The organism is Bradyrhizobium sp. ORS 278 (assembly GCF_000026145.1).
Classification (GTDB): Bacteria; Pseudomonadota; Alphaproteobacteria; order Rhizobiales; family Xanthobacteraceae; genus Bradyrhizobium.
Genome location: NC_009445.1, coordinates 705,867 through 726,525, shown reverse-complemented (window position 1 = coordinate 726,525; position 20,659 = coordinate 705,867). Strand labels below are relative to the sequence as shown.

19 protein-coding genes are annotated in these 20,659 nt (G+C 64.5%); 4 read left to right on the top strand and 15 right to left on the bottom strand.

Annotated elements, in window-relative coordinates:
• Positions 1-71 precede the first annotated feature (71 nt).
• Positions 72-845 carry a ferredoxin--NADP reductase gene (locus tag BRADO_RS03250; protein ID WP_011923882.1) on the bottom strand — a complete coding sequence of 258 codons (774 nt, stop codon included), beginning with the start codon at positions 843-845 and terminating at the stop codon, positions 72-74.
• Between the two features lie 288 nt (positions 846-1,133).
• Here BRADO_RS03250 and BRADO_RS03245 point away from each other — a divergent pair, with 288 nt between their 5' ends.
• The gene (locus BRADO_RS03245) at positions 1,134-2,096 is read left to right on the top strand and encodes a hypothetical protein (RefSeq protein ID WP_011923881.1); all 963 of its coding nucleotides are present in this window, start codon (positions 1,134-1,136) and stop codon (positions 2,094-2,096) included.
• Between the two features lie 37 nt (positions 2,097-2,133).
• Here BRADO_RS03245 and BRADO_RS03240 read toward each other — a convergent pair whose 3' ends face one another.
• Complete coding sequence (locus BRADO_RS03240; RefSeq protein WP_011923880.1) at positions 2,134-3,060, bottom strand: amino acid ABC transporter substrate-binding protein; 927 nt, start codon at positions 3,058-3,060, stop codon at positions 2,134-2,136.
• Between the two features lie 12 nt (positions 3,061-3,072).
• Positions 3,073-4,368 carry a dicarboxylate/amino acid:cation symporter gene (locus tag BRADO_RS03235; RefSeq protein ID WP_011923879.1) on the bottom strand — a complete coding sequence of 432 codons (1,296 nt, stop codon included), beginning with the start codon at positions 4,366-4,368 and terminating at the stop codon, positions 3,073-3,075.
• 416 nt (positions 4,369-4,784) lie between these two features.
• On the opposite strand from BRADO_RS03235, the gene BRADO_RS03230 reads away from it, so the two are divergent.
• Positions 4,785-5,924, top strand: a complete 1,140-nt coding sequence (locus tag BRADO_RS03230; RefSeq protein ID WP_011923878.1) for an FAD-dependent monooxygenase — start codon at positions 4,785-4,787, stop codon at positions 5,922-5,924.
• Complete coding sequence (locus BRADO_RS03225) at positions 5,921-7,534, top strand: benzoate-CoA ligase family protein (RefSeq protein WP_011923877.1); 1,614 nt, start codon at positions 5,921-5,923, stop codon at positions 7,532-7,534. Before BRADO_RS03230 ends, BRADO_RS03225 begins: the two co-directional genes overlap by 4 nt.
• Before the next feature lie 38 nt (positions 7,535-7,572).
• Here BRADO_RS03225 and BRADO_RS03220 read toward each other — a convergent pair whose 3' ends face one another.
• Both BRADO_RS03220 and maiA read right to left on the bottom strand, forming a co-directional pair.
• The gene (locus BRADO_RS03220; RefSeq protein WP_011923876.1) at positions 7,573-8,082 is read right to left on the bottom strand and encodes a MarR family winged helix-turn-helix transcriptional regulator; all 510 of its coding nucleotides are present in this window, start codon (positions 8,080-8,082) and stop codon (positions 7,573-7,575) included.
• Positions 8,072-8,704 (bottom strand): maleylacetoacetate isomerase, encoded by a 633-nt coding sequence (maiA, locus tag BRADO_RS03215; RefSeq protein ID WP_011923875.1) that lies wholly within the window; start codon positions 8,702-8,704, stop codon positions 8,072-8,074. The genes BRADO_RS03220 and maiA overlap by 11 nt, the downstream gene beginning before the upstream one ends.
• A gap of 100 nt (positions 8,705-8,804) precedes the next feature.
• Between maiA and gtdA the strand changes: the two genes are divergently transcribed.
• Positions 8,805-9,842, top strand: coding sequence for a gentisate 1,2-dioxygenase (gene gtdA, locus BRADO_RS03210; RefSeq protein ID WP_011923874.1), 1,038 nt, complete (start codon positions 8,805-8,807; stop codon positions 9,840-9,842).
• Between the two features lie 9 nt (positions 9,843-9,851).
• On the opposite strand, the gene BRADO_RS03205 is transcribed toward gtdA, so the two are convergent.
• From BRADO_RS03205 to BRADO_RS03160, 10 genes are all read right to left on the bottom strand, one after another.
• Positions 9,852-10,682 carry an ABC transporter permease gene (locus BRADO_RS03205; RefSeq protein WP_173363482.1) on the bottom strand — a complete coding sequence of 277 codons (831 nt, stop codon included), beginning with the start codon at positions 10,680-10,682 and terminating at the stop codon, positions 9,852-9,854.
• Entirely contained in the window at positions 10,675-11,448 is a 774-nt protein-coding gene (locus BRADO_RS03200; protein ID WP_011923872.1) for an ABC transporter ATP-binding protein, read from the bottom strand. Before BRADO_RS03200 ends, BRADO_RS03205 begins: the two co-directional genes overlap by 8 nt.
• 33 nt (positions 11,449-11,481) lie before the next feature.
• The gene (locus BRADO_RS03195; RefSeq protein WP_011923871.1) at positions 11,482-12,495 is read right to left on the bottom strand and encodes an ABC transporter substrate-binding protein; all 1,014 of its coding nucleotides are present in this window, start codon (positions 12,493-12,495) and stop codon (positions 11,482-11,484) included.
• A 215-nt stretch (positions 12,496-12,710) separates the two neighbouring features.
• A complete protein-coding gene (locus tag BRADO_RS03190) occupies positions 12,711-13,403 on the bottom strand; it encodes an alpha/beta family hydrolase (RefSeq protein WP_041756054.1) in 693 nt (230 codons plus the stop codon).
• Positions 13,404-13,457: 54 nt separating this feature from the next.
• Positions 13,458-15,473 (bottom strand): methyl-accepting chemotaxis protein, encoded by a 2,016-nt coding sequence (locus BRADO_RS03185; protein WP_011923869.1) that lies wholly within the window; start codon positions 15,471-15,473, stop codon positions 13,458-13,460.
• Positions 15,474-15,508: 35 nt separating this feature from the next.
• On the bottom strand, positions 15,509-16,489 hold the full coding sequence (locus tag BRADO_RS03180; protein ID WP_011923868.1) for a TRAP transporter substrate-binding protein: 981 nt from the start codon (positions 16,487-16,489) through the stop codon (positions 15,509-15,511).
• 163 nt (positions 16,490-16,652) lie between these two features.
• Entirely contained in the window at positions 16,653-18,311 is a 1,659-nt protein-coding gene (locus BRADO_RS03175; RefSeq protein WP_011923867.1) for a methyl-accepting chemotaxis protein, read from the bottom strand.
• 19 nt (positions 18,312-18,330) lie between these two features.
• Complete coding sequence (locus BRADO_RS03170; RefSeq protein ID WP_011923866.1) at positions 18,331-18,654, bottom strand: plastocyanin/azurin family copper-binding protein; 324 nt, start codon at positions 18,652-18,654, stop codon at positions 18,331-18,333.
• A 14-nt stretch (positions 18,655-18,668) separates the two neighbouring features.
• Positions 18,669-19,745, bottom strand: coding sequence for a cytochrome-c peroxidase (locus tag BRADO_RS03165; RefSeq protein WP_011923865.1), 1,077 nt, complete (start codon positions 19,743-19,745; stop codon positions 18,669-18,671).
• A 258-nt stretch (positions 19,746-20,003) separates the two neighbouring features.
• Positions 20,004-20,648: a nucleoside-diphosphate sugar epimerase gene (locus BRADO_RS03160; RefSeq protein WP_011923864.1), complete on the bottom strand. Its 645-nt coding sequence runs from the start codon at positions 20,646-20,648 to the stop codon at positions 20,004-20,006.
• Positions 20,649-20,659 lie beyond the last annotated feature (11 nt).

The window sequence follows — 20,659 nt, the reverse complement described above, 5'->3', positions numbered from 1 at the left end:
GCCAACGAAAAGAGCGCCCCGATTGCGTCGAGGCGCTCTTTGACGAATTCCTATACGGCGAAATCGGCGGCTCAGCGCTCGACGAACGCTTTCTCGATCACGAAGTGGCCGGGCTCGTTGCCGCTGCCCTCGAGGAAGCCGCGCGACTCGAACATGGTCTTGAGCTCCTCCAGCATCGCCGGGCTGCCGCACATCATGATGCGGTCCTTGGCGATGTCGAGCTCGTGCTGGCCGAGATCGTTGAACAGCTGCTGCGACGAGATCAGATCGGTGATGCGGCCGCGGTTCTTGAACGGCTCACGGGTGACGGTCGGATAGTAGTGCAGCTTGCCTTCGAGCAGCTCGCCGAACAGCTCATCCTCTCGCAGCTTTGCGACCACATTCTCGCCATAGGCCAGCTCGGCGACCTGACGGCAGCCATGAACCAGTACGATGCTCTCGAAGCGCTCGTACACGTCCGGGTCCTTGATGAGGCTCGCGAACGGCGCGAGGCCGGTGCCGGTCGACAGCAGCAGGAGCCGGCTGCCGGGCAGCAGGTTGTCGGGGATCAGGGTGCCCGTGGCCTTGCGGCCGACCAGGATGGTGTCGCCTTCCTTGATCTTCTGCAGCCGGGAGGTCAGCGGACCGTCCTGCACCTTGATGCTGAAGAACTCGAGTTCCTCCTCATGATTGGCGCTCGCCATGCTGTAGGCGCGCAGCAGCGGGCGGCCCTCGACTTCGAGGCCGATCATCGCGAACTGGCCATTCTGGAAACGGAAGCCCGCATCACGGGTCGCACGGAAGGAGAACAACGTGTCCGTCCAGTGGTGAACGGAAAGAACTTTCTCTTTATAGAACGCGCTCATGTCGTTTGTTTTTTCACGTGGGCTGAAGTTGGAAGAAACAAGTCGTGACGGAGGCAGAACCGCAAAAACCTCGGAGATCTCAGCGATTTTCGGCGCCTGATGTACGTGAAAACAGCGAATAATCAACCCGCATGGATGCACCATTGATCACGATCAAACGCATGCCGGACGAGACCGGATCACGCGTCTGCGCCATTCATTCGTACACAAACGATCAGAGCAATTTACTTGCCGAAATTCCGATATTCCAGCACTTTAATTCCGCATCGCCGGCCCAATCCTTGAGCAATGATTAACCATCCCCGCCACCAGCTTGCTGCCGTCACCCGTTATTGCGCCGAGCGCGGCATCCGCCTCGACGTCCGGGACGACGGCTGGTTGCTGGTTCTCGAGGATGCCACCCGGCGCCACCTGATCTTCGGCTATGATTTCGGTTTGAACAGTGCGGTGGCGCACAGAATTGCCTGCGACAAGGCCGCGACGGCCGGCCTGCTGACCGCGGCCGGAGTTCCCGCTGTCCCGCACGCTTTCCTGCTCGCGCCGGCCTTGACCGGTTCGCGCGATCCTGACTGGACGCCGATCCTGAACATGCTCGAAGCGCACCCTGCCGGCCTCGTCGTCAAGCCCAACGAGGGGACGTCGGGCCGCGGCGTGACGCCGGTGACCAGTTCGGCAGACCTCAAGGACGCGATCAACCGCATCTTCGATGCGGGTGCGAGTGTTGCCATCGCACCGCTCATGGAGATCGCCGACGAGGTCCGCGTGATCCTGCTCGATGATATCCCGCTGATCGTCTATCGCAAGCAACGTCCTGCCGTGACGGGAGACGGCGTTCACTCGCTCCGCGAGCTCGCGATCGCGTCCGAGCCGAGCGAGCTGCATGATCAGCTGCTGCGGCGTCTGCGCGACGAATTTAGCGAGCCACTGCTGGATGCCATCGTTCCGCGAGGCGAGCAGCGCCTGCTGAGCTGGCGGCACAATCTCGAGCTCGGCGCCAGGCCGATGCTGCTGGCCGATGGCCGGGTGCGCGAGACGTGCTCGGCTCTCGCCCGCGAAGCCGCGGGGGCTATCAACATCCGATACGCCTCGGTTGACGTTGTCCTGACTGACGGACGCTGGCAGGTGCTCGAAATCAATTCGGGTGTGAAGATGGAGACGCTCGGCCGGCATGCGCCCGAGCTGGTCGAGGCCGCCTGTTTCGCGGCCCTGGACAAGATCTTCGGAGAACGCCGCCCGCGATCATGCCCCTGACGAAAGCACCACGCACCCGGCAACGAGCCCTTTCCGGTCAGTTGTTCGCGGCCGGGCTGTCATCGAGCACATGAAAGGCCTGCTCGAGCTGTGGCGAGATCGCTGCGTTGAGCCGCTCTCCCGTCGGCAACCGTCGGACGAACCACTTGTTGTAGAGCGGAATGAGGTCATGGTTGGAGCCGAGCCGCCGGAACGCCCTCTCGACCACGGCCGCGAGCTGCGGCTCATCCTTGCGGAACATGATTCCATAGGGGTCATAGGACAGATAGTCGCCGACGATCCGCATCTTGTCCTGCGCCTTGTGCCGCGCGATCAGGCCCGAGAGCAGGATGTCATCGGTGGCGAAGGCATCGACCTTGCCGTCCACGAGCATCTGATAGGACTGCTCGTGATCGGTCGCCGTCACCACCGTGAGGCCGAGCGCGGACTTCCGGTCGACCTCGCGCATCGCAGCTTCGTTCGTGGTGCCCTTGGTCACCACGACCGACTTGCCCCGGAGATCGGTTGCCGACGCGACCGGCGAGCCCTTGGACACCATCAGCTTGGTCCCGGCGACGAAAATCAGCGGAGAGAAAGACACCTGCCGCGATCGCTCGGCATTCGCCGTGGTCGAGCCGCATTCAAGATCGATCCTGCCAGCGACGACTGCATCGATGCGATCGTCGGACGTCACCTTGACATAGGCAATGCGCAGGCCGGGGTCGTCGATCTCGCCGCCGATTTCCTCGACGATGGCCTCGCACAGTTCGAGACTGTAGCCGATCGGCCGACCCGCCTGATCGAGGAACGAGAATGGCGGCGAGCTCTCGCGGTAACCCAGATTGACCACATGCCGCGCCTTGATCGCGGCCAGCGTCGGCGACAGGCCCTCGCCGGCGCCGCTTTGCGCGATACCCGGTTGCGCGCCGGCGCACGCGAGCAGTGCTGCGACCGTGAGACTTGCGACGACGACGCAACCGCGCATGCCGGGCCTCCGTCACTGCCCGGCCATGGCCGGAACCTCGCCGGGGATCATGTCGGGCGGCACGACATCCGACGGGCCGAGCGCATGCTCCGGCCCGAGCTCACCTTCCCACTTCGCCACCACCGAGGTTGCAAGCGTGTTGCCGATCACGTTGGTCGCGCTCCGTCCCATGTCGAGGAAGGTGTCGATGCCCATGATCATCAGCAGGCCCGCCTCAGGTATGCCGAACTGCGACAATGTCGAGGCAATGACGACCAGCGAAGCGCGCGGCACCCCGGCGACACCCTTCGAGGTGATCATCAGGGTGGCGAGCATGGCCAGTTGCGTGCCCAGCGGCATTTCGATCTTGTAGGTCTGGGCGATGAAGATGCTGGCGAACGTGCAATACATCATCGTGCCGTCGAGGTTGAACGAATAGCCGAGAGGCAGCACGAAGCTTGAAATGCGCTTCGAGGCGCCGAACCTGTTCAGGCCCTCGAGCGTTTTCGGATAGGCCGCCTCGGAGCTCGCCGTCGAGAAGGCGATCATCAACGGCTCACGGATCAGCTTCAACAGATGACTGTAGCGCGGACCGATGACGACGAAGCCTACCACCACGAGGATCGCCCACAACAGCAGCAGCGAGAGATAGAAGCCGCCCATGAAAACCACGAGCTTCCAGAGCACCCCGAGGCCGTTCTTGGCGACGGTCGCCGTGATCGCGGCCCACACCGCCAGCGGCGCGAACAGCATGAAGTAGCTCGTGACCTTCAGCATGATGTGGCCGACGTCATCGATCAGCTGCAACAGCGCCTTGGACCGTTCCGGCAGCGCTCCCATCGCGATCGAGAAGAATACGGCGAAGATCACGATCTGCAGAATCTCGTTCTGCGCCATCGCATCGGCGATGGATGTCGGGATCAAGTGAGTCAGAAACTTTTCGATCGAGAAGGCCGAGACCGGCAGGCTGGTCGACTGGCCCTTGTCCGGCAGCGTTCCCGGGAAGTTCGCACCTGGCTGCAGCAGGTTCACCATGACGAGGCCAAGCAGCAGCGAGACGAAGGACGCGCTGAGGAACCATCCCATGGTCTTGGCGAAGATGCGTCCGAGCTTTGCGCCGGACCCCATATGGGCGATGCCACCGACCAGGGTCGCGAACACCAGCGGCGCGATGATCATCTTGATGAGGCGCAGGAAAAGCATCGCAACGAGGTTGATGTCGGCGGCGAGTTCGATGCGGCTGTCAGGCAGCAGGTTGAAGATCAGCGTTCCCATCACGATGCCAAGCACCATCGCAATCAGAATGTATTGCGTGAACCTGTTCGACATTCACCACCCCCAAAGCAGAACTCCCGGTCGGGTTGAGTTTGGCAGATTTTGGCAAGGGCGCAATATGCCGCAGCGACTCCGGATGCTGGATTTCCGACGTGTCGCGCCATCGCGCGATCCTCGGCGCACAATCCTAGCAGGTGACCAGAATCCGCGCGCGGAACTGCGCGGGGATCGGGCACCGCGGATCGTGTGGGTTGCTTGGCCGAGCGAGCCGAAGGGCGTCCGCAACAGTCAAAGACCGCCCTAACGTTTCGACTACGGATCCATGCGCAGACGTTCGTACCGCTCAGAAGCTCGCCATTGAGCATGCCAAGCGCCCCAGGTTCATGCCAAAAATTCCGCTGGCGCAGAGGCGACAGGACGATTAGTCTCAGGTCAAGATAAACAGTATACTGTCAATTGGGAGAACGTCCTTGCGCATCGCCGTGCTCGGCGGCGGCCCCGGCGGGCTGTATTTCGCCTATCTCTGGAAGAAGCGGCACCCTGCCGCTGTGGTCGATCTGTTCGAGCAGAACCCGGCCGGCGCGACCTGGGGCTTCGGCGTCGTGTTCTCCGACCAGGCGCTGGAGTTCCTGCGCGCCGACGATCCGGACACGGTCGACGCCATCGCACCGCGCATGGAGAGCTGGCGCAACATCACGCTCAATCTGCACGGCGAGAGCGTCGAGATCGACGGCGTCGGCTTCTCCGCGATCGGCCGGCTCGAGCTGCTCAAACTGTTGCAGGCGCGCGCCGAAAGCGTTGGGGTCGTGGCCCGCTACGGCACGCCGATCCAGTCGCTGGATCAGCTTGCAGGTTACGATCTCATCGTCGCCGCCGACGGGCTGAATTCCCTGGTCCGGCGTAGCTTCGAGGGCGATTTCGGCTTCTCGGTGTCCTACTCCAGCAACAAGTTCGCCTGGTACGGAACGTCAAGAACCTTTCCGACGCTGTCGCAAACCTTCGTCGCGACCGAGCGCGGAATGTTCAATGCGCATCACTATCGCTACGCGCCCGACATGAGCACCTTCCTGGTCGAATGCGATCGCACGACCTGGCAGGCATATGGCTTCGCCGACATGTCCGTCGACGAATCCCGGCGCATCTGCGAGCAGGTGTTCGCCGAGACGCTCGATGGTCATTCGCTGATGTCCAACCGATCGGTGTGGCGCAATTTTCCCTGGGTGTGGAACGAGCATTGGTGGCACCGGAACATGGTGCTGATCGGCGACGCGCTGCACACGGCGCATTTCTCGATCGGCTCGGGCACGCGGCTTGCGATCGAGGATGCGATCGCGCTCGCCAAGGCGCTCGACGCCAAGGGCAATCTCTCCGACGGCCTCGCACATTATCAGGCGGAACGGCAGCCGATCGTCAAGAAGCTGGTCACCGCCGCTCGCACGAGCGCCGAGTGGTACGAGCATTTTCCGGCGCACATGAAGCTAGGCTTGATGGACTTTGCCTACGGCTACATCACGCGCTCGGGCCGGATCGACGACACCAGGCTACGCACCATGGCTCCGCAATTCATGGCCCGCTACGAGGCATCGCGCGCCGGAGGAGGCCGGGCATGACACGAGAGATTGCGGATCAGGTTCCTTCCGACAGCCCCGGCGCCCGCGAGATCGGCTTCGCCATCCCTGCACGCTACAACGCCAGCCGCGTGCTGTTCGACAATCTCGCCAAGGGCAATGCAAGCAAACCCGCGCTGATCGGCTCAGCCGGCGAGCGCAGCTATGCCGAGCTATGCGTCGATGCTTGCCGCTGGGGCAACGGCCTGGCATCGCTCGGCCTCACCCGCGGCGATCGCGTGCTGCTGTTCCTCGACGATACTCCGGCCTATCCGGCCGCGTTCTTCGGCGCAGTGCGCGCGGGCTACGTGCCGCTGCTGATCAACACGCTGACGCCGCCCGACCTCTTGCAGTTCTACCTCGCGGATTCCGGCGCCAAGGTCGCTGTCGCCGACGCGGAATTTGCCGGGCGGTTCGACTCCCAAGCCTGCGCGGAGACGGCGCTGCAGACCCTGATCGTCGTCAATGGCGTGGCGCCGGCAACGGCGGCGCCGTCGACAATCGCGGGCGATCGCTGGCTGGCCGACTTCGCAGCTGAGCTGGCCGAAGCCGACACGCATCGCAACGAGATGGCGTTCTGGATGTACTCGTCGGGCTCGACCGGGCGGCCGAAAGGCATCGTCCATCTGCAGCATGACATGGCCTATAGCGAGCAGGCCTTCGCGAGAAACGTGCTGCGGCTGAGAGCTGACGACATCTGCTTTTCGGTGCCGAAGATCTTCTTCGCTTATGGGTTCGGCAATTCCATCACCTTTCCATTCACCGCCGGCGCGACAACGTTGCTGCTGCCCGGTCAACCGAAGCCCGCGGCCATCTTCGATGCGATCGGGCGCTTTCGGCCGACCGTGTTCTTCGGCCTGCCGACGCTCTACACCGCCCTTACCAAGGCAGACCGCGCCGTCGAAGCCGACTTGTCCTCGTTGCGTCTGTCGGTCTCCGCGGCCGAGGTGCTCTCGGCGGAGGTCTTCAACGGCTGGAAAAGTCTTACGGGGCTGGAGATCGTCGAAGGGCTTGGCTCGACCGAGGTGCTGCACGTCTATCTCTCCAACCGCGAGGACCGGAAGAAGCTCGGCGCAGCCGGGCTGCGTGTCCCCGGTTACGAGATCGCACTGCGGAATGGGGAAGGGCGCGAGGTCGGGACTGGGGAGGAAGGCATTCTCTGGGTCCGTGGCGATTCAAATACGCCACTGTATTGGAACCGGCCGGACAAGACCGCGGAGACGATCCGAGAGGGCGGCTGGATCTATACCGGCGACCGGTTCGTCCGCGATGCCGATGGCTTCCACTTCTTTCGCGGCAGGGCCGACGACCTCGTCAAGATCTCCGGACAATGGGTCTATCCGCTCGAGGTCGAGCTCTGCCTTGCCGAGCACCCGGTCATCCGGGAATGCGCCGTGTTCGCGCATGAGCTGCCGGACCGGCGGATGACCCTCAAAGCCGTCGTGGTTACCAATGGCGGCTCGCACGATGAGCCGGCCATGACCAAGGCGTTGCAGGACTTCGTCAAGGCCAAGCTGCTGCCTTACAAATACCCACGGGAGATCGTCTTCATCGACGAACTGCCGAAGACCGGCACCGGCAAGATCGATCGCCAAGCGGTGATGCGGCTATGAGCGAACGCGGTCCACCGCGCAGGCCCCAGCAACGGGTCTCAGCCGCCTTTGCCGAGATGCTCCATCGCGTCCTCGGCGCGCAGCGGCACGCGCGACACCTCGTTGTTGAGATCGACCAGTTGCGACAGCAGCGCCATGAGCATCTTGCGATCGGCGGCTTTCAACGGCGCCAGCATGCGCGCCTGCGCGCGGTCGACGAACGGCATGATGTTGCGCAGCAGCGCCGCACCAGCCCTGGTCAGATACAGCAGCTTCACGCGCTTGTCCTCGGCCGAGGGCTTGCGCTCGACATGGCCCTTGGCCTCGAGCCGCTCGATCACGCTGCCGAGCGTGGAGCGATCGAACGCGATCACCGCGGACAGCCGCGTGGCATCGATGCCGGGATGATTCTGGATCGCGACCAACGCGGCATATTGCACGGGCGTGAGGTCGAACTCCCGGCATTCCTCCACGAAGATGGAGACCGCGATCTGCTGCATACGCCGGAACAGATAGCCGGGCTTGGTATAGACCGCGTCCATCGTGATCTCGGGCGGCTTACTCGGCATCGGGCTGGCGCTCCGGAGCGGCATCGGCAAACGCCGGCAGCGCCTTGGCTGCGGCTTCGGCCTGAAGCAGACGCGGGAACGCGGCGACATCGACGCCGAAGCGTCGCGCATTGCCGAGTTGGGGCACGAGACAGAGATCGGCGAGCGTCGGCGACGGGCCGAAGCAGAACGGGCCAGGCTCATGCTTGACCAGGGCTTCACAGGCCGCGAGTCCCTCGCGATTGGCCCAGCCGGCCCAGGCCGTGACTTTGTCCTCGGGGAGGCCGAGCTCGCGCAGCCGCGCCAGCACTTTCAAGTTCTGAACAGGATGGGTATCGCACGCGAGCACCTGCGCGAAGGCGCGAATATGTGCCCGGCGCAAAGGATCCTTAGGCAGCAGCGGCGGTTCCGGGTGAGTCTCGTCGAGCCATTCGATGATGGCGAGCGACTGGATGAGAACAGCGCCGCAGTCGTCCTCGAGCGTCGGAACGAAACCCTGCGGGTTGAGGGCGAGGTAGCCGGGCGCGCGCTGCTCGCCTTTCCTGAGGTGGTGCGGCAGATGCTCGGCAGTCAGCCCCTTGAGGTTCAACGCAATCCTGACCCGATAGGATGCGCTGCTGCGGAAATAGCCGTGCAGCTTCATCGTGGCACTCCTCCTGAGTTGATATCTCTGGTTGCAATTGACGGTAGGCTAATTGACAGTATACTGTCAATCAACAACGACATTTGATCGGGAGGCGCGCATGGCCGCAGTTTCGACCCCGGAACGCGAGGCATTTTACAAGAAGATCGACCGCGAGAACATGACCGCGCTCTGGACCGTGATGAGCGATCTCATCACGCCCGAGCCGAAGAGCGGCTGCCGCCCGCATCTGTGGCAGTTCGCTGCGATCCGGGACTACATGATCGAGGCCGGGCGGCTGATCACGGCAAAGGAAGCCGAGCGGCGCGTGCTGATCCTGGAAAATCCGGGCCTGCGCGGCCAGTCCAAGATCACCACCTCGCTCTATGCCGGCATCCAGATGGTCATCCCCGGCGACATCGCCCCCGCCCATCGCCACAGCCAGTCGGCGCTGCGCTTCGTCCTGGAGGGCCAGGGCGCGTTCACGACGGTCGACGGCGAGCGCACCTTGATGCAGCCCGGTGATTTCATCATCACGCCGTCGATGACATGGCACGATCATGGCAACGAAACCGCGGAGCCGATGTTCTGGCTCGACGGCCTCGACATTCCCCTGGTGCAGTTCCTCGACGCGTCGTTCGCGCAAGGGTCGCAGGAGGATCAGCAGAAGGTCGCGCGTCCCGCCGGCGACAGCTTTGCCCGCTACGGTCACAATCTGCTTCCGGTCGACGCCAAGCGCAAATCGCGGACGTCGCCGATCTTCAACTATCCCTACGCCTACACGCGCGAGGCGCTTGAGAACGCCAAGCGCAGCGGGGAATGGGATGCGTGCCATGGGCTGAAGCTGAAGTTCTCCAATCCCGAGACCGGCGACTTCGCGATGCCGACGATCGGCACCTTCATCCAGCTCTTGCCGAAGGGGTTTGAAACCGCGCGCTATCGCTCGACGGACGCTACGGTGTTCACGGCGATCGAGGGTCGGGGGCGAAGCCGCATCGGCGACGCGATCTTCGAATGGGGTCCACGCGACCTGTTCGTGGTGCCGAGCTGGCAATGGGTCACCCATGAGGCAGACCAGGATGCCGTGCTGTTCTCGTTCTCCGACCGCCCGGTGCAGGAGAAGCTCGACCTGTTCCGCGAGGACCGTGGCAACGCGTGATGCAGCCGATCAGCGCCAGTGCAGCCACCGCGCTTCGAGCAGGCTGATCAGTTTGCCGACGGCGAGGCCGAACAGCGACAGCATCAGAATGCCCGCCATCAGCTGATCGGTCTGCATGAGGTTGCCGGCCTGCAGGACGAAGGTGCCGATGCCGGTTTCGGCGCCGATCATCTCTGCGGACACCACAAGCATCAACGCCACCGACGCCGTGATGCGGAAGCCGGCCAGGATCGACGGCAGCGCGCCGGGCCAGATCACTTTGCGCACGATGGTCGGGAACGGCACGCCAAAACTCTGCGCCATCCGGATCAGATTGCGCGGCACGGCGTCGACGCCGCTGTAGACCGAGATCGTGGTCGAGAAGAACACGCCGAGTGCGATCGTCGCGATCTTCGGCTGCTCGCCGATGCCGAGCCACAGGATCAGCAAAGGCAGCACCGCAATCTTGGGGATCGGAAACAGCGCCGAGACGAAGGTGATGCCGACGCTGCGCGCGACCCGCCACAGCCCGATGGCAAAGCCGACGACGATTCCGGACGCGGTGCCGAGCGCCCAGCCGGAGAGGATCCGCAGCAGCGAAGCGGAAAGGTGCTGCCAGAGGGCACCACTTTCGGCGAGCCGGTACAGCGCCCGCAGGATGCCGAGCGGCGTGGGCAGGAACAGCGGGTTGATCAGCGCGAGGCTGCCGATCAGCTGCCACAGCCCGAGCACAGCGACGATCGCGAGCACCCCTGCCCAGCGGCTGGCCGATGGCGTGAACCCGCCACCGCGAAAGGGCACCGGCTTGGTCTCGGCGTCCGCGACGATGCGTTGTGCGTCATTCGGGATGCGGTCAAGCATGCTGAACCTCGCGCTCGGCATCGATCGCTTCGGTCCGGATCAGCGCCCACAACTCGTTCTGCAGCTCCAGCAGCTGCGCCCGCATTGCCGCGTCGCCGCGCGTGCGGCGGGTCGCGGGAACGGTGACGACCTTTCGGATACGGCCGGGACCACGAGACAGTACGACAATGCGGTCAGCGAGCCTGACCGCTTCCTCCAGATTGTGCGTGACGTAGACAGCTCCCATCGACCCATCGGCCAACAGGTCGACGAAATCCTCCATCAGCAACTCGCGCGTCTGCGAATCCAGCGCCGACAGCGGCTCATCCATCAACAGGATCGCAGGCCTCACCACGAGCGCGCGTGCGATGCCGACGCGCTGGCGCATGCCGCCGGACAATTGTTTCGGGAAAGCCGCGCGAAAGTCGAGCAGCCCGGTGCGCCGCAACGCATCGTCCACCGCAGCGGCCCGGTGCTGGGCGGACAGCGAGGTATGCAGCAGCGGGAATGCGACGTTGTCCGCGACACTGGCCCAGGGCAGCAGCGCGAAGTCCTGGAACACGAAGGTCAGCGGGTTGAGGCTGCCCGGCGGCGGCGCACCCTGCAACAGAGCCTGCCCCGCGCTCGGCTGCAGAAGTCCGCCGAGGATCGAGAGCAGCGTACTCTTACCGCAGCCGGAGGGACCGACGATGGCCACGACTTCGCCCGCGCCAACGGTGAATGACACGCTGTCGAGCACATCGAGCGTATCGAAACGGTGGCTGATGGTCTGCGCGATCAGGTCCATCTCACAACAATCCGCTACCTGCGGCGCTCGAGCTCAATCCGGTTTGACGAAGTCTTTTGCGATGATCGCGGCTGCATCGTAGCCCTGGTCTGCGAAACCCTGCGTCTGCAGCCATTTCACCTGGCTGTCGATGTTCTGCACGTCGAGCTTACCGTCAGGGTCGATATAGGCGCAATTCCCGACCACTTGCTCGACCGGCAGGCTGGTGTACTTGCCGATGATCTCGAGCAGCGGTTTCGTCTTATCGTCGATGGCGGCATTGCCGTCCTTCACGGACGTCAGCACGACGTCGTGATATTCGCGCTCGGCGCGCTGCAGCGATGCCAGGAGCTTCGTCAACGCAGCCATGTTCGCCAAGGTCTTCGGTCCGGCAAACACGCCGCTGACCTGCCAAGGCGTTTCGTCGCCGACCCAGCCGAGATGCTTGATGGCGCCCTCCTCCATCAGCTTGCGGGCGACCGACACCGGCATCAGCGCGGCGTCGACGGTCTCTCCCTTGATCGCCGCGGCCATGTTGGACATCGACTGCAGCGGCACGATCTTCACGTCCGCGAGCTTGAAGCCGTATTTGTCAGCAAGCAGACCAACCGAGTAGTGAAAGCTCGACCCGACCTGCGTCATCGCCACGCGTTTGCCGGCGATGTCCTTCGGAGACCTGAGGCCGGCCTCGTACGCCTTGTTGCTGGCGAAGTAGCCGATCAGCGGAAAGCCGGGGCGGTCGCGGCTCATGCCGGCGACGATCTTCAGGGCACCCTTGCCCGCGAGATTGTAAAGACCCGCGGTAAACGCGGTCACGCCGACATCGACGTCTCCGGTCGCGGTCGCGACAGCGATCGGTTGCGCCGCATCGAAGAACTTCAGCTCGATGTCCAGTCCCGCCTCACGGAAATAGCCCTTGTCCAGGGCAATGAAGACCGGCGCTGACGACGACAGCCTGAGAACGCCGATTCGCAGCTTCACGTCCTCCGCCTGAGCGGCGGCGATCGACGCGCCCAACAACAAGGCGCCCAGGATCGGGCTTGCGACCAGGTTCAAACACCGGAACATTCAACTCTCCAAGATCCGGCCACCGTCGCGCCCGCAGGCCGCTGGTGACGCAGACGTGTTGCAATATTTTCAACCTGATGTCGCGGCAAATTTTTCGAGGGTCTTCCCTGGCTCAAAAGTCCGACGGTCAGCCAGGCCGCCCGGCTCACCCCTTTGCAGTCACCTTGCGAACGTCATCCTCAACCTGCAGGATCGTCAAGGTCGGTCCCGATGCATCAATCGGCGCGCGCAGCGATCGTCTCGAGCCAGGACGCGAAGGCCTGCGTCAGCTCCTCCAGGACGGCCTGGTCATTGCGGCCGGAGCGCGCCGGCACGTGGAAGGCGTGATCGGCCTGATCGAGTCGATGCAGCGTCGCGCGCGCACCCAGGCGCTTCACGACCGGCACGAGCAGCTCCATCTCCGCAAGTTTGTCGCGCGTGCCCTGCAGGAACAGCATCGGTACGTCGATCGCATCAAGATGCTCGGCGCGCGCGATCGATGGCTTGCCGGCGGGGTGCAGCGGGAAGCCGAGGAAGCCGAGCCCTGACACACCCGGCAGCGGTGCCAGACTTTGCGCCTGGGACGTCATTCGACCACCGAACGACTTGCCGCCAGCGATCAGCGGCACGCCCGGACAGAGTCGCGAGGCCGCAGCAACAGCGGCCCGCACCGCGGCTTGCGCAACCGCGGGGGGATCGGGGCGCTTGCTGCCTTTCTCCATGTAAGGGAATTCGAAGCGCAGCGTGGCGACGCCATGCGCGGCGAAGCTATCGGCGGCACGGCTCATGAACGCATGCGTCATGCCGGCACCGGCTCCATGGGCGAGCACGAAGCAGGCGCGTGGCTTCGGCGGGGCTAGCAGCAACGCCGACACGTGGCCGGCGTCGCCGACTGCAATGCTGAGAGAGCGTGGCTGTAGAACGGTCATCGCGCCAGCTTGCGGCTGAAGTCGCCCGACCGTCAACGCCTCGCAGCCCCGATATCAGGCTGCGGTCCGGATCGTCTGCAGGAACTCGGCAACGTTGCTCCGCAACGACGCCGCCTGCTGCTGCAGCGCGGCTGCGGCAGCGAGCGCGGCCTCTGCTCCCGCATCGGTCTGGCCGGCCACCATGCGCACATCGCCGATCTCCTGCGTGACGGCCTGGGTGCCACTGGCGGCTTGCTCGACGTTGCGGGCAATCTCGCTGGTCGCGGCGCCCTGCTGCTCGACCGCGGCGGCGATCGCGTTGGAGATTTCGGCGATCTCGCGCACCGTGGTGCCGAACTGGGCGATTGCGCTGACCGTCTCCTCGGTCGCACTCTGGATCGTGGCGATCTGGCTGGAGATCTGCTCGGTCGCCTGCGCCGTCTGCGACGCCAGGTTCTTCACCTCGCTCGCGACGATCGCAAATCCCCGACCGGCCTCGCCAGCCCGCGCCGCCTCGATGGTGGCGTTGAGCGCGAGGAGATTCGTCTGGCTCGCGATCGCCTGAATGAGCTGCACGATCGTGCCGATCCGCTCGGCCGCGCTGGAGAGGCCGTCGATCAGCTCCGAGGTCCGCCGCGTCTCATGCGTCGCGCGGGTCGACACCGTGACCGACCGCTGCACCTGCCCGGAGATCTCGCGGATCGACGCAGCGAGTTCCTGGGTGGCGGATGCGACCGTCTGCACGTTCGCCGAAGCCTGCTCGGCCCGGTTGGCCACCGCCTCCGCCAGTCCGCGGCCGCGCTCGGCGATTTGCGCGAGCTCCCTTGCGCTTTGCCCCATGTCGGTGGCACGGCCCCCGACACCAGTGATCACGCCCTGCATGCCCTGCTCGAAACGGCCGGCGAGATCAGCCATCATGCGGGCGCGTTCAGCCTCGGTGACCTCGCGCTGCGAGGCGGCTTCCTGCTCCATGCGGCGAACGGCCAGCGCGTTTTCACGGAAGATCTCGACCGCGCGTGCCATGCGCCCGATCTCATCGCGATGCGTACCGCCCGGGATCGACTGCTCCAACTCGCCGGCGGCGAGCGACTGCATTCGATCGGTCATGCTGCGGATTGGTCCGGAGACGCTGGCACCGATCAGCCAGGCAAGCACGGCGCCGAGCGCGACCGCACCGGCGGCGGTGATGATGATGGTCTGCCTGGTGTCCGCGACAGCCACGGCGGTCTTGGCGCCCTGCTCGCCACGAGCCGTACCGAGCTGCTGATTGATCCGCCCGACTTGCCCGTCGATCGCCGCGCTCACCTTCGCGAGCTCGGCCTGCTTGGCGCGCAGATCGGCTGCGATTTTGATCACGTCCTCGAGCGCCGCCGCATCGGCGGTCAGCGCGTCCTTGAGCGCCGCGATCATGCTTTTCAGCTTGGCGTCCTCGACGCCTGCGAGCTCCGCTTCGGAATCGGCGAGCGCAAGCCCTGTGTAGACGAAGGTAAGCCTCGCGTCTTCGGCATCGTTGGGAGACAGCGTGTTCGTATATCGCATCACGGCGATGCGGGCGGCGTCGACGACGCTCGCGAGCCGCAGCGGGTTGAGCAGCGGCTCTCGTCCGGAGCGATTGGCGAGCGCGACCTGGATGCCGCCAAGATTGACGCCGGCGACAGCGCCGAGCGCCTCGGTCTTGTTGGTCGCCGCGCGCAGCCGGTCGACCGCCTCGGCGGCAGCTGCGAAGGCGCTGCGATACGCCGCGAGCGCGCTGCGCACCGAGCCGATGCCGTCAGCGATCACCTTCAGTTGGCCGGACTGTTTTTCGACCTCATCGGCAAGCCCGCCAACCGAGTCGATGGCCTTGCCGGCGGCATCCTTGTCGCCCACGCTCCAGGTGCGGATGAATTTTTCGACTGCGCCGTTGGCTGTCAGCAGCGCGGCACGCACTTGCGACATGCCGGCGTCGCCGGCACCGCTGGCGACGAGGTCGTCCACCGTGCCGCCAATGCGGCCGACCTGGCTCATCGCGAAGCCGCCGAGCAGCACCAGAAAGCTCAGGATCAGCGCGAAGCCGCCGAAGATCCGCGGCCGGACCCCGATCCAGGACATCAACGAAGAGAGTTTCATGGAATCGCCGGTCTGTTTCACGGAGTGGACCTGATGGTAGCGAGCAGCTCCTTGCCAAAGCGCTTCTCGAATTCGGGATCGAGCGGCTTGACCGCATCGACGAAGGTCTTGCGATCGAAGGTCTCGATGACGTCCATGCCGCCCTTGCGCAGATCGTCGAGCTTCTGGGCATCGAGCTGCGCCTGCCACGTGACTTCCGCCGCGGCCTTGGCAGCCGCGACCAGCGCTTCGCGCTCACCCGCATCGAGCTGCTCGAACGTCGCACGATTGGCGACGAAGGCGATCGGCGCGAAGAAATGGCCGGTCAGCGTGAGATACTTTTGTACCTCCTCGAACCGGTTGGCGGCGATCGTGGCGACGGGGTTCTCCTGACCATCGAGGCGCCCGTCCTTGAGCGCCGCGTACACGAGGGGAAAGTCCATCGGCAGGACATCGGCGCCCAGGGCCTTGAAAGTCATCTGATAGACGGGATTGGGGATGACGCGGATCTTCAGACCCTTGACATCATCAACCGTGCGTACCGGCCGCTTCGAATTGGTGAGATTGCGGAAGCCCTGCTTGCCCAGGGCGAGCAGCACCAGCCCCTTGTCCGTAAACTTGGCGCCGATCGCGGTGGCGACCGGTCCCGTGGCGACGGCCTTGGCGTGCGCGGTATCGCGGAACAGGAAGGGGATGTCGAAGACACCGAGTTCGGGAACGACGGCGCTGGCGATGCCGCCGGACACCACCGCGATGTCGACCGCGCCCGTGCGGGTCGCCGCCAGGACGGCCGCTTCGCTGCCGAACGAATTGCCGGCGCGTTCGTCGATGATCAGCGTCTTGCCGGCAAGCGCCTGCAGCTTGGTGCGAAACTCATCGGAGCCGATCTGCTGCGGGTTTTGCGGCTGCGAGTTGAACACCAGCGAGACCATTCGCGGGGATGCCGCCGCCGGATGGACGCCGACGAGCACCGCCGCCATCAGTCCTGCAAACAAACTCTCTCGAAGCGAGCTACGCATGAGATCCTCAAGCTTTTCTCATAACTTTCGTAGCAGCGAAATATGGTTAAGATGTTAAGATCGCTCCTCGTCCTAACAAGCTCGCCGGTTCTTGCCAATCGAATGAACTCATAAACATGCAGGGCGAGCTGAACCGCCTGCCGCTGCACATGTTTGACCTGCTTCAGGCCGCTCGGACCGTGGCGAGGAATCTGTCGACCTCGGTGCGAAGCCGCTTGCTGTCGTTCGCAAGCGACTGGGCCGCCGACAACAGGCTGGTCGACGCCTGGCCGGTATCGGCGGCGCCGCGGCGAACATCGGTGATGTTCGTCGACACCTCCTGAGTGCCGTGCGCCGCGTGCTGAATGTTGCGCGAGATCTCCTGCGTCGCCGCGCCCTGCTCCTCCACCGCCGAGGCGATGGCCGAGGACACTTCCGACAATCGCTCGATCGTCGAGCTGATCTGGCTGATGGCGCTGACGGACTCCTGAGTCGCCGCCTGAATACCTGCGACCTGCTGGCCGATCTCACCGGTCGCCTTCGCGGTCTGCTCCGCCAGCGCCTTGACTTCAGACGCCACGACCGCAAAACCACGACCCGCTTCGCCGGCGCGCGCCGCCTCGATGGTCGCATTGAGCGCCAGGAGGTTGGTCTGGCCGGCGATCGCATTGATCAGCTCGACAACGTCGCCGATGCGATTGGCAGCCTTTGACAGCTCGCCGACGCGTTCGGTGGTGGTCCGCGCCTGATCGACCGCCTCATTGGCCATGCGCGCGGATTCCAGCACCTGACGGCTGATCTCGTTGACAGAGGACGAAAGCTCCTCGGTCGCCGACGCGACCGACTGCACATTCGTCGAGGCTTCCTCGGATGCGCCTGCCACGACCTCGGCCAACTGCCGCCCGCGATCGGCGGTGCCGGTCAGCGCGGTCGCCGACGACTCCACCGTGTCGGATGTGGCTGAGACCGTTTTCACGATATCGCCGATCGCCTTCTCGAACGTATCGGCCAGGCGATGCATATCGGCCTTGCGCTGCTCGGCGACGCGCTGCTCCTGCTCGATCTTTGCCGCCGCCTCCTGATGCGCGCGCTCTGCGGCGAGCTGCTTGAAGCGCTCGACCGCTCGCGCCACGTGACCGATCTCGTCCTTGCGCCGGACGCCCGGCAGCACGACGTCGAAGTGTCCGTCAGCGAGCTGGATCATCGCCTTTTCGAGCGAGATGATCGGCCGGCTGAGCGAGTAGGCGAAGCCGAGCGCGAGCAGGATGCCCAGCACCAGCGTGGCCCCCGAGGCCGCCATCATCATCGTGCGCGAGTCTGCGACATGCGCTTCGGCCTCATTACGGTATTCATAGCCATAGGCCGCCACCAGCTCGACCAAGTCGTCCACGCTGGCCAGCGCCTCGGTGCCGAGCTTGCTCAGCAGAAAAGCCGTCGGAATCTCGGTGACGCCGTCCGGCGCCGGCTTGAGAACCTTGAGCGCGGCATCCGACCAGTCACGCAGCTTCTTGGCGGCCTGTTCGCGGGCGGCGTTGACGCTGCTCGACTTCACGCGCTCACGGACAACGTCGAGATCCTCCGAGATCGACTTGACGAGCTTCTCGAACTTGTCAGCGGACTGCTTCGAGGTACCGACCGTCTCGGTCCGGCTCAGAACCAGCATCGCAGCATTCAGCTGGGCGTGCACCGAGCGTGCGTGATTGATCGCCATGAGCGGCCCGTCGTAAAGACGAACCACGAGATCGCCGGCCGAGGTGATGCCCCGCAATCCGTACAGCGCTAGGCCGCCGGCGAGGGTGAGCATGATGCCCAGGACGGCGAGGATCCTCAACCGGATCGACATGTGTCAGTGCTCCAGAGCCTTAGTCGACGACCTTGACGGTCATTTTCATGCGCGGATGGATCGCGCAGATCACCGCCACCTCGCCGGCCTCCTTGAAGGTCACGTCGGTGGAGGCGCCCGGCTGCTGGGAGCCGAGATTGAACTCGTTGCCCTTGCTGGTCGACATGATGTTGTGCGGAATCGTGTCGTCATTCAGAAAGGTGAGCGCATCGCCCTTCTTCACGGTGACGCTCTCCTCCGAGAACGCCCGGCCCTGCTGATGGATGACCTGCGTGGCGGCCAGCGCACCGGTGGACAGGCCGGCGAGAATTGCGACGGCGAGAAGGCTTCGGGCTCGGGACATGGTGATTTCCATCATTAGCGCGGCAGCACCGGGGCGGCCGTCGGAGTGAGATTGCTGGTGAGAGTTTTCAGGAACGCAACGAGATCGGACTTTTCGGCAGCGCTCAGCCCGAGCGGGCGCATCAGGTCGGAACGGCTCGGCCGATCGACGCCGCCGCTGTCATAGTGGTCGACGACCTGCTCCAGCGTGGCCAGCGAGCCGTCATGCATGAACGGCGCGCGGCGCGTGATCTCGCGCAGGCCCGGTGTCTTGAAGGCATGCTGCATCTTGATGACGCCGGGCGCGTACTCGCCCCGGCCGATATCCTTGCTCGGCAGCCCGATGTCCTGGAAGCCGTCATTGGTGAAGTTCCAGCCTTCGTGGCACGTCACGCACTGCGCCTTGCCGTTGAACAGCGCAAAGCCGCGCTTGGCGTCCTCGGAGATCGCCCTCTCGTCGCCATCGATCCAGGCATCGAAGGGCGCGCGGTCCGAGACTACGGTGCGCTCGTAGGTCGCGATCGCCTTGGCGAGCGTCTTCGGCGTCATGCCGTCCTTGGGAAAAGCGGCTTCGAACAGCGGCTTGTATTCCGGGATCGAACCGAGACGCTGCATCAGATGATCGAGCGGCATGTTCATCTCGCCGGCAGCCTGGATCGGACCGAGCGCCTGCTCCTCCAGATTGGCCAGCCGGCCGTCCCACATGAAGATCTCGCCCCAGGCCGCGTTGACGACAGTCGGCGAGTGCCGGCCGAGCTTGTTCATGCCATTGCCGACGCCGACAGCGAGTCCATCGCCCCAGCCGAAGCTCGGGCTGTGGCAGCTGCCGCAGGACTGCGCCATCGACACCGACAGTCGCGTGTCGAAATACAGCTTCTTGCCGAGCGCCGCCTTTTCGGGCGTGTAGGGATTGTCCTTAGGGAACGGGATCGTCGCCGGACGCCGGTACAACGCCTTCAACGCATCCGTGCTCGACGGACCTTTCTGCTGCAGCGTGACCTGCTTGGTCTCGCCGACGAGAGCGGCGCCGAGGCCGGCGGTGGCGAAGCCGAAGACGAGGGCAACAGCGGTGCCGAGCGAAAGGGAACGAGCGGTGAAGCTGCGCGGCATCATGGATTTTCCTGGAATGCTTTCGGCGACTGCGAACGAGACGTGTTTCGTTTGATTGCTGCCGATGACACATGCTTCGGATTAAGGAAAACTTGATCTACTTAAGTAATCGACGCCGGATAAATACGGTCCCCGTACTAACACGGTGATCCGTCCCGTCGGCTTGTGCACGCGCGAATGCACGCTGCAACGCACAGGTCACGCAACTTCGATTATTCATAAATGGCGCGGTCGCCAGTCTCCGCAAGAGGTGAGCGGGGATCACCGGCGCATGGCACCCGACAGGAGAATGGCCCTGCCCGTCGCGGAGGGCACGGCGGACAACAGCGCAGACGCAACATCCGCCGCAGCGATCGGCTTGTAGTTTGGCGGAATCAGGAACCCGATCATCCTGCTTACGGCGCTGCCCCATTCCTCGCCCGGCCGGCTCGGCTGCCCGAGCTCGGCGCGGGCTCCAGCCAGCAGCGAAGGACGGGCAATCACCAGACCTGCGAACGGAAGTGCGGACAGTGCGTCCTCGAGCTCACCTTTCACGCGGCTGTAGAAGATGCGCGACCTCGCATCAGCGCCCATGGCGCTGACCAGGCCCACCCGCGTCGCGCCGCTCGCCAGCGCCGCCTTGGCCACGGCGAGGTTCGCGTCATGGTCGATCGCGCGAAAGGCCGCCTGGCTTCCGGCGACCTTGATGGTCGTCCCCAGTGCGAGATACAGCTCGTCCGCCGCCGGCAGCGACGGCAGCGCGGTGAAGTCGACAACGTGACTCGTCAGCTTCGGCGAGACCTGCGGCGGGGCGCGGCGGCCGACGCTGTGGACGTGATCAACCCCGGGGTCGGCGAGCAGGCCGCGCAGCAGCTCCCGGCCAACGAGGCCGGTTGATCCTGCAATGATCGCGATGCGGCCTGCCATGCCTCCTCCTA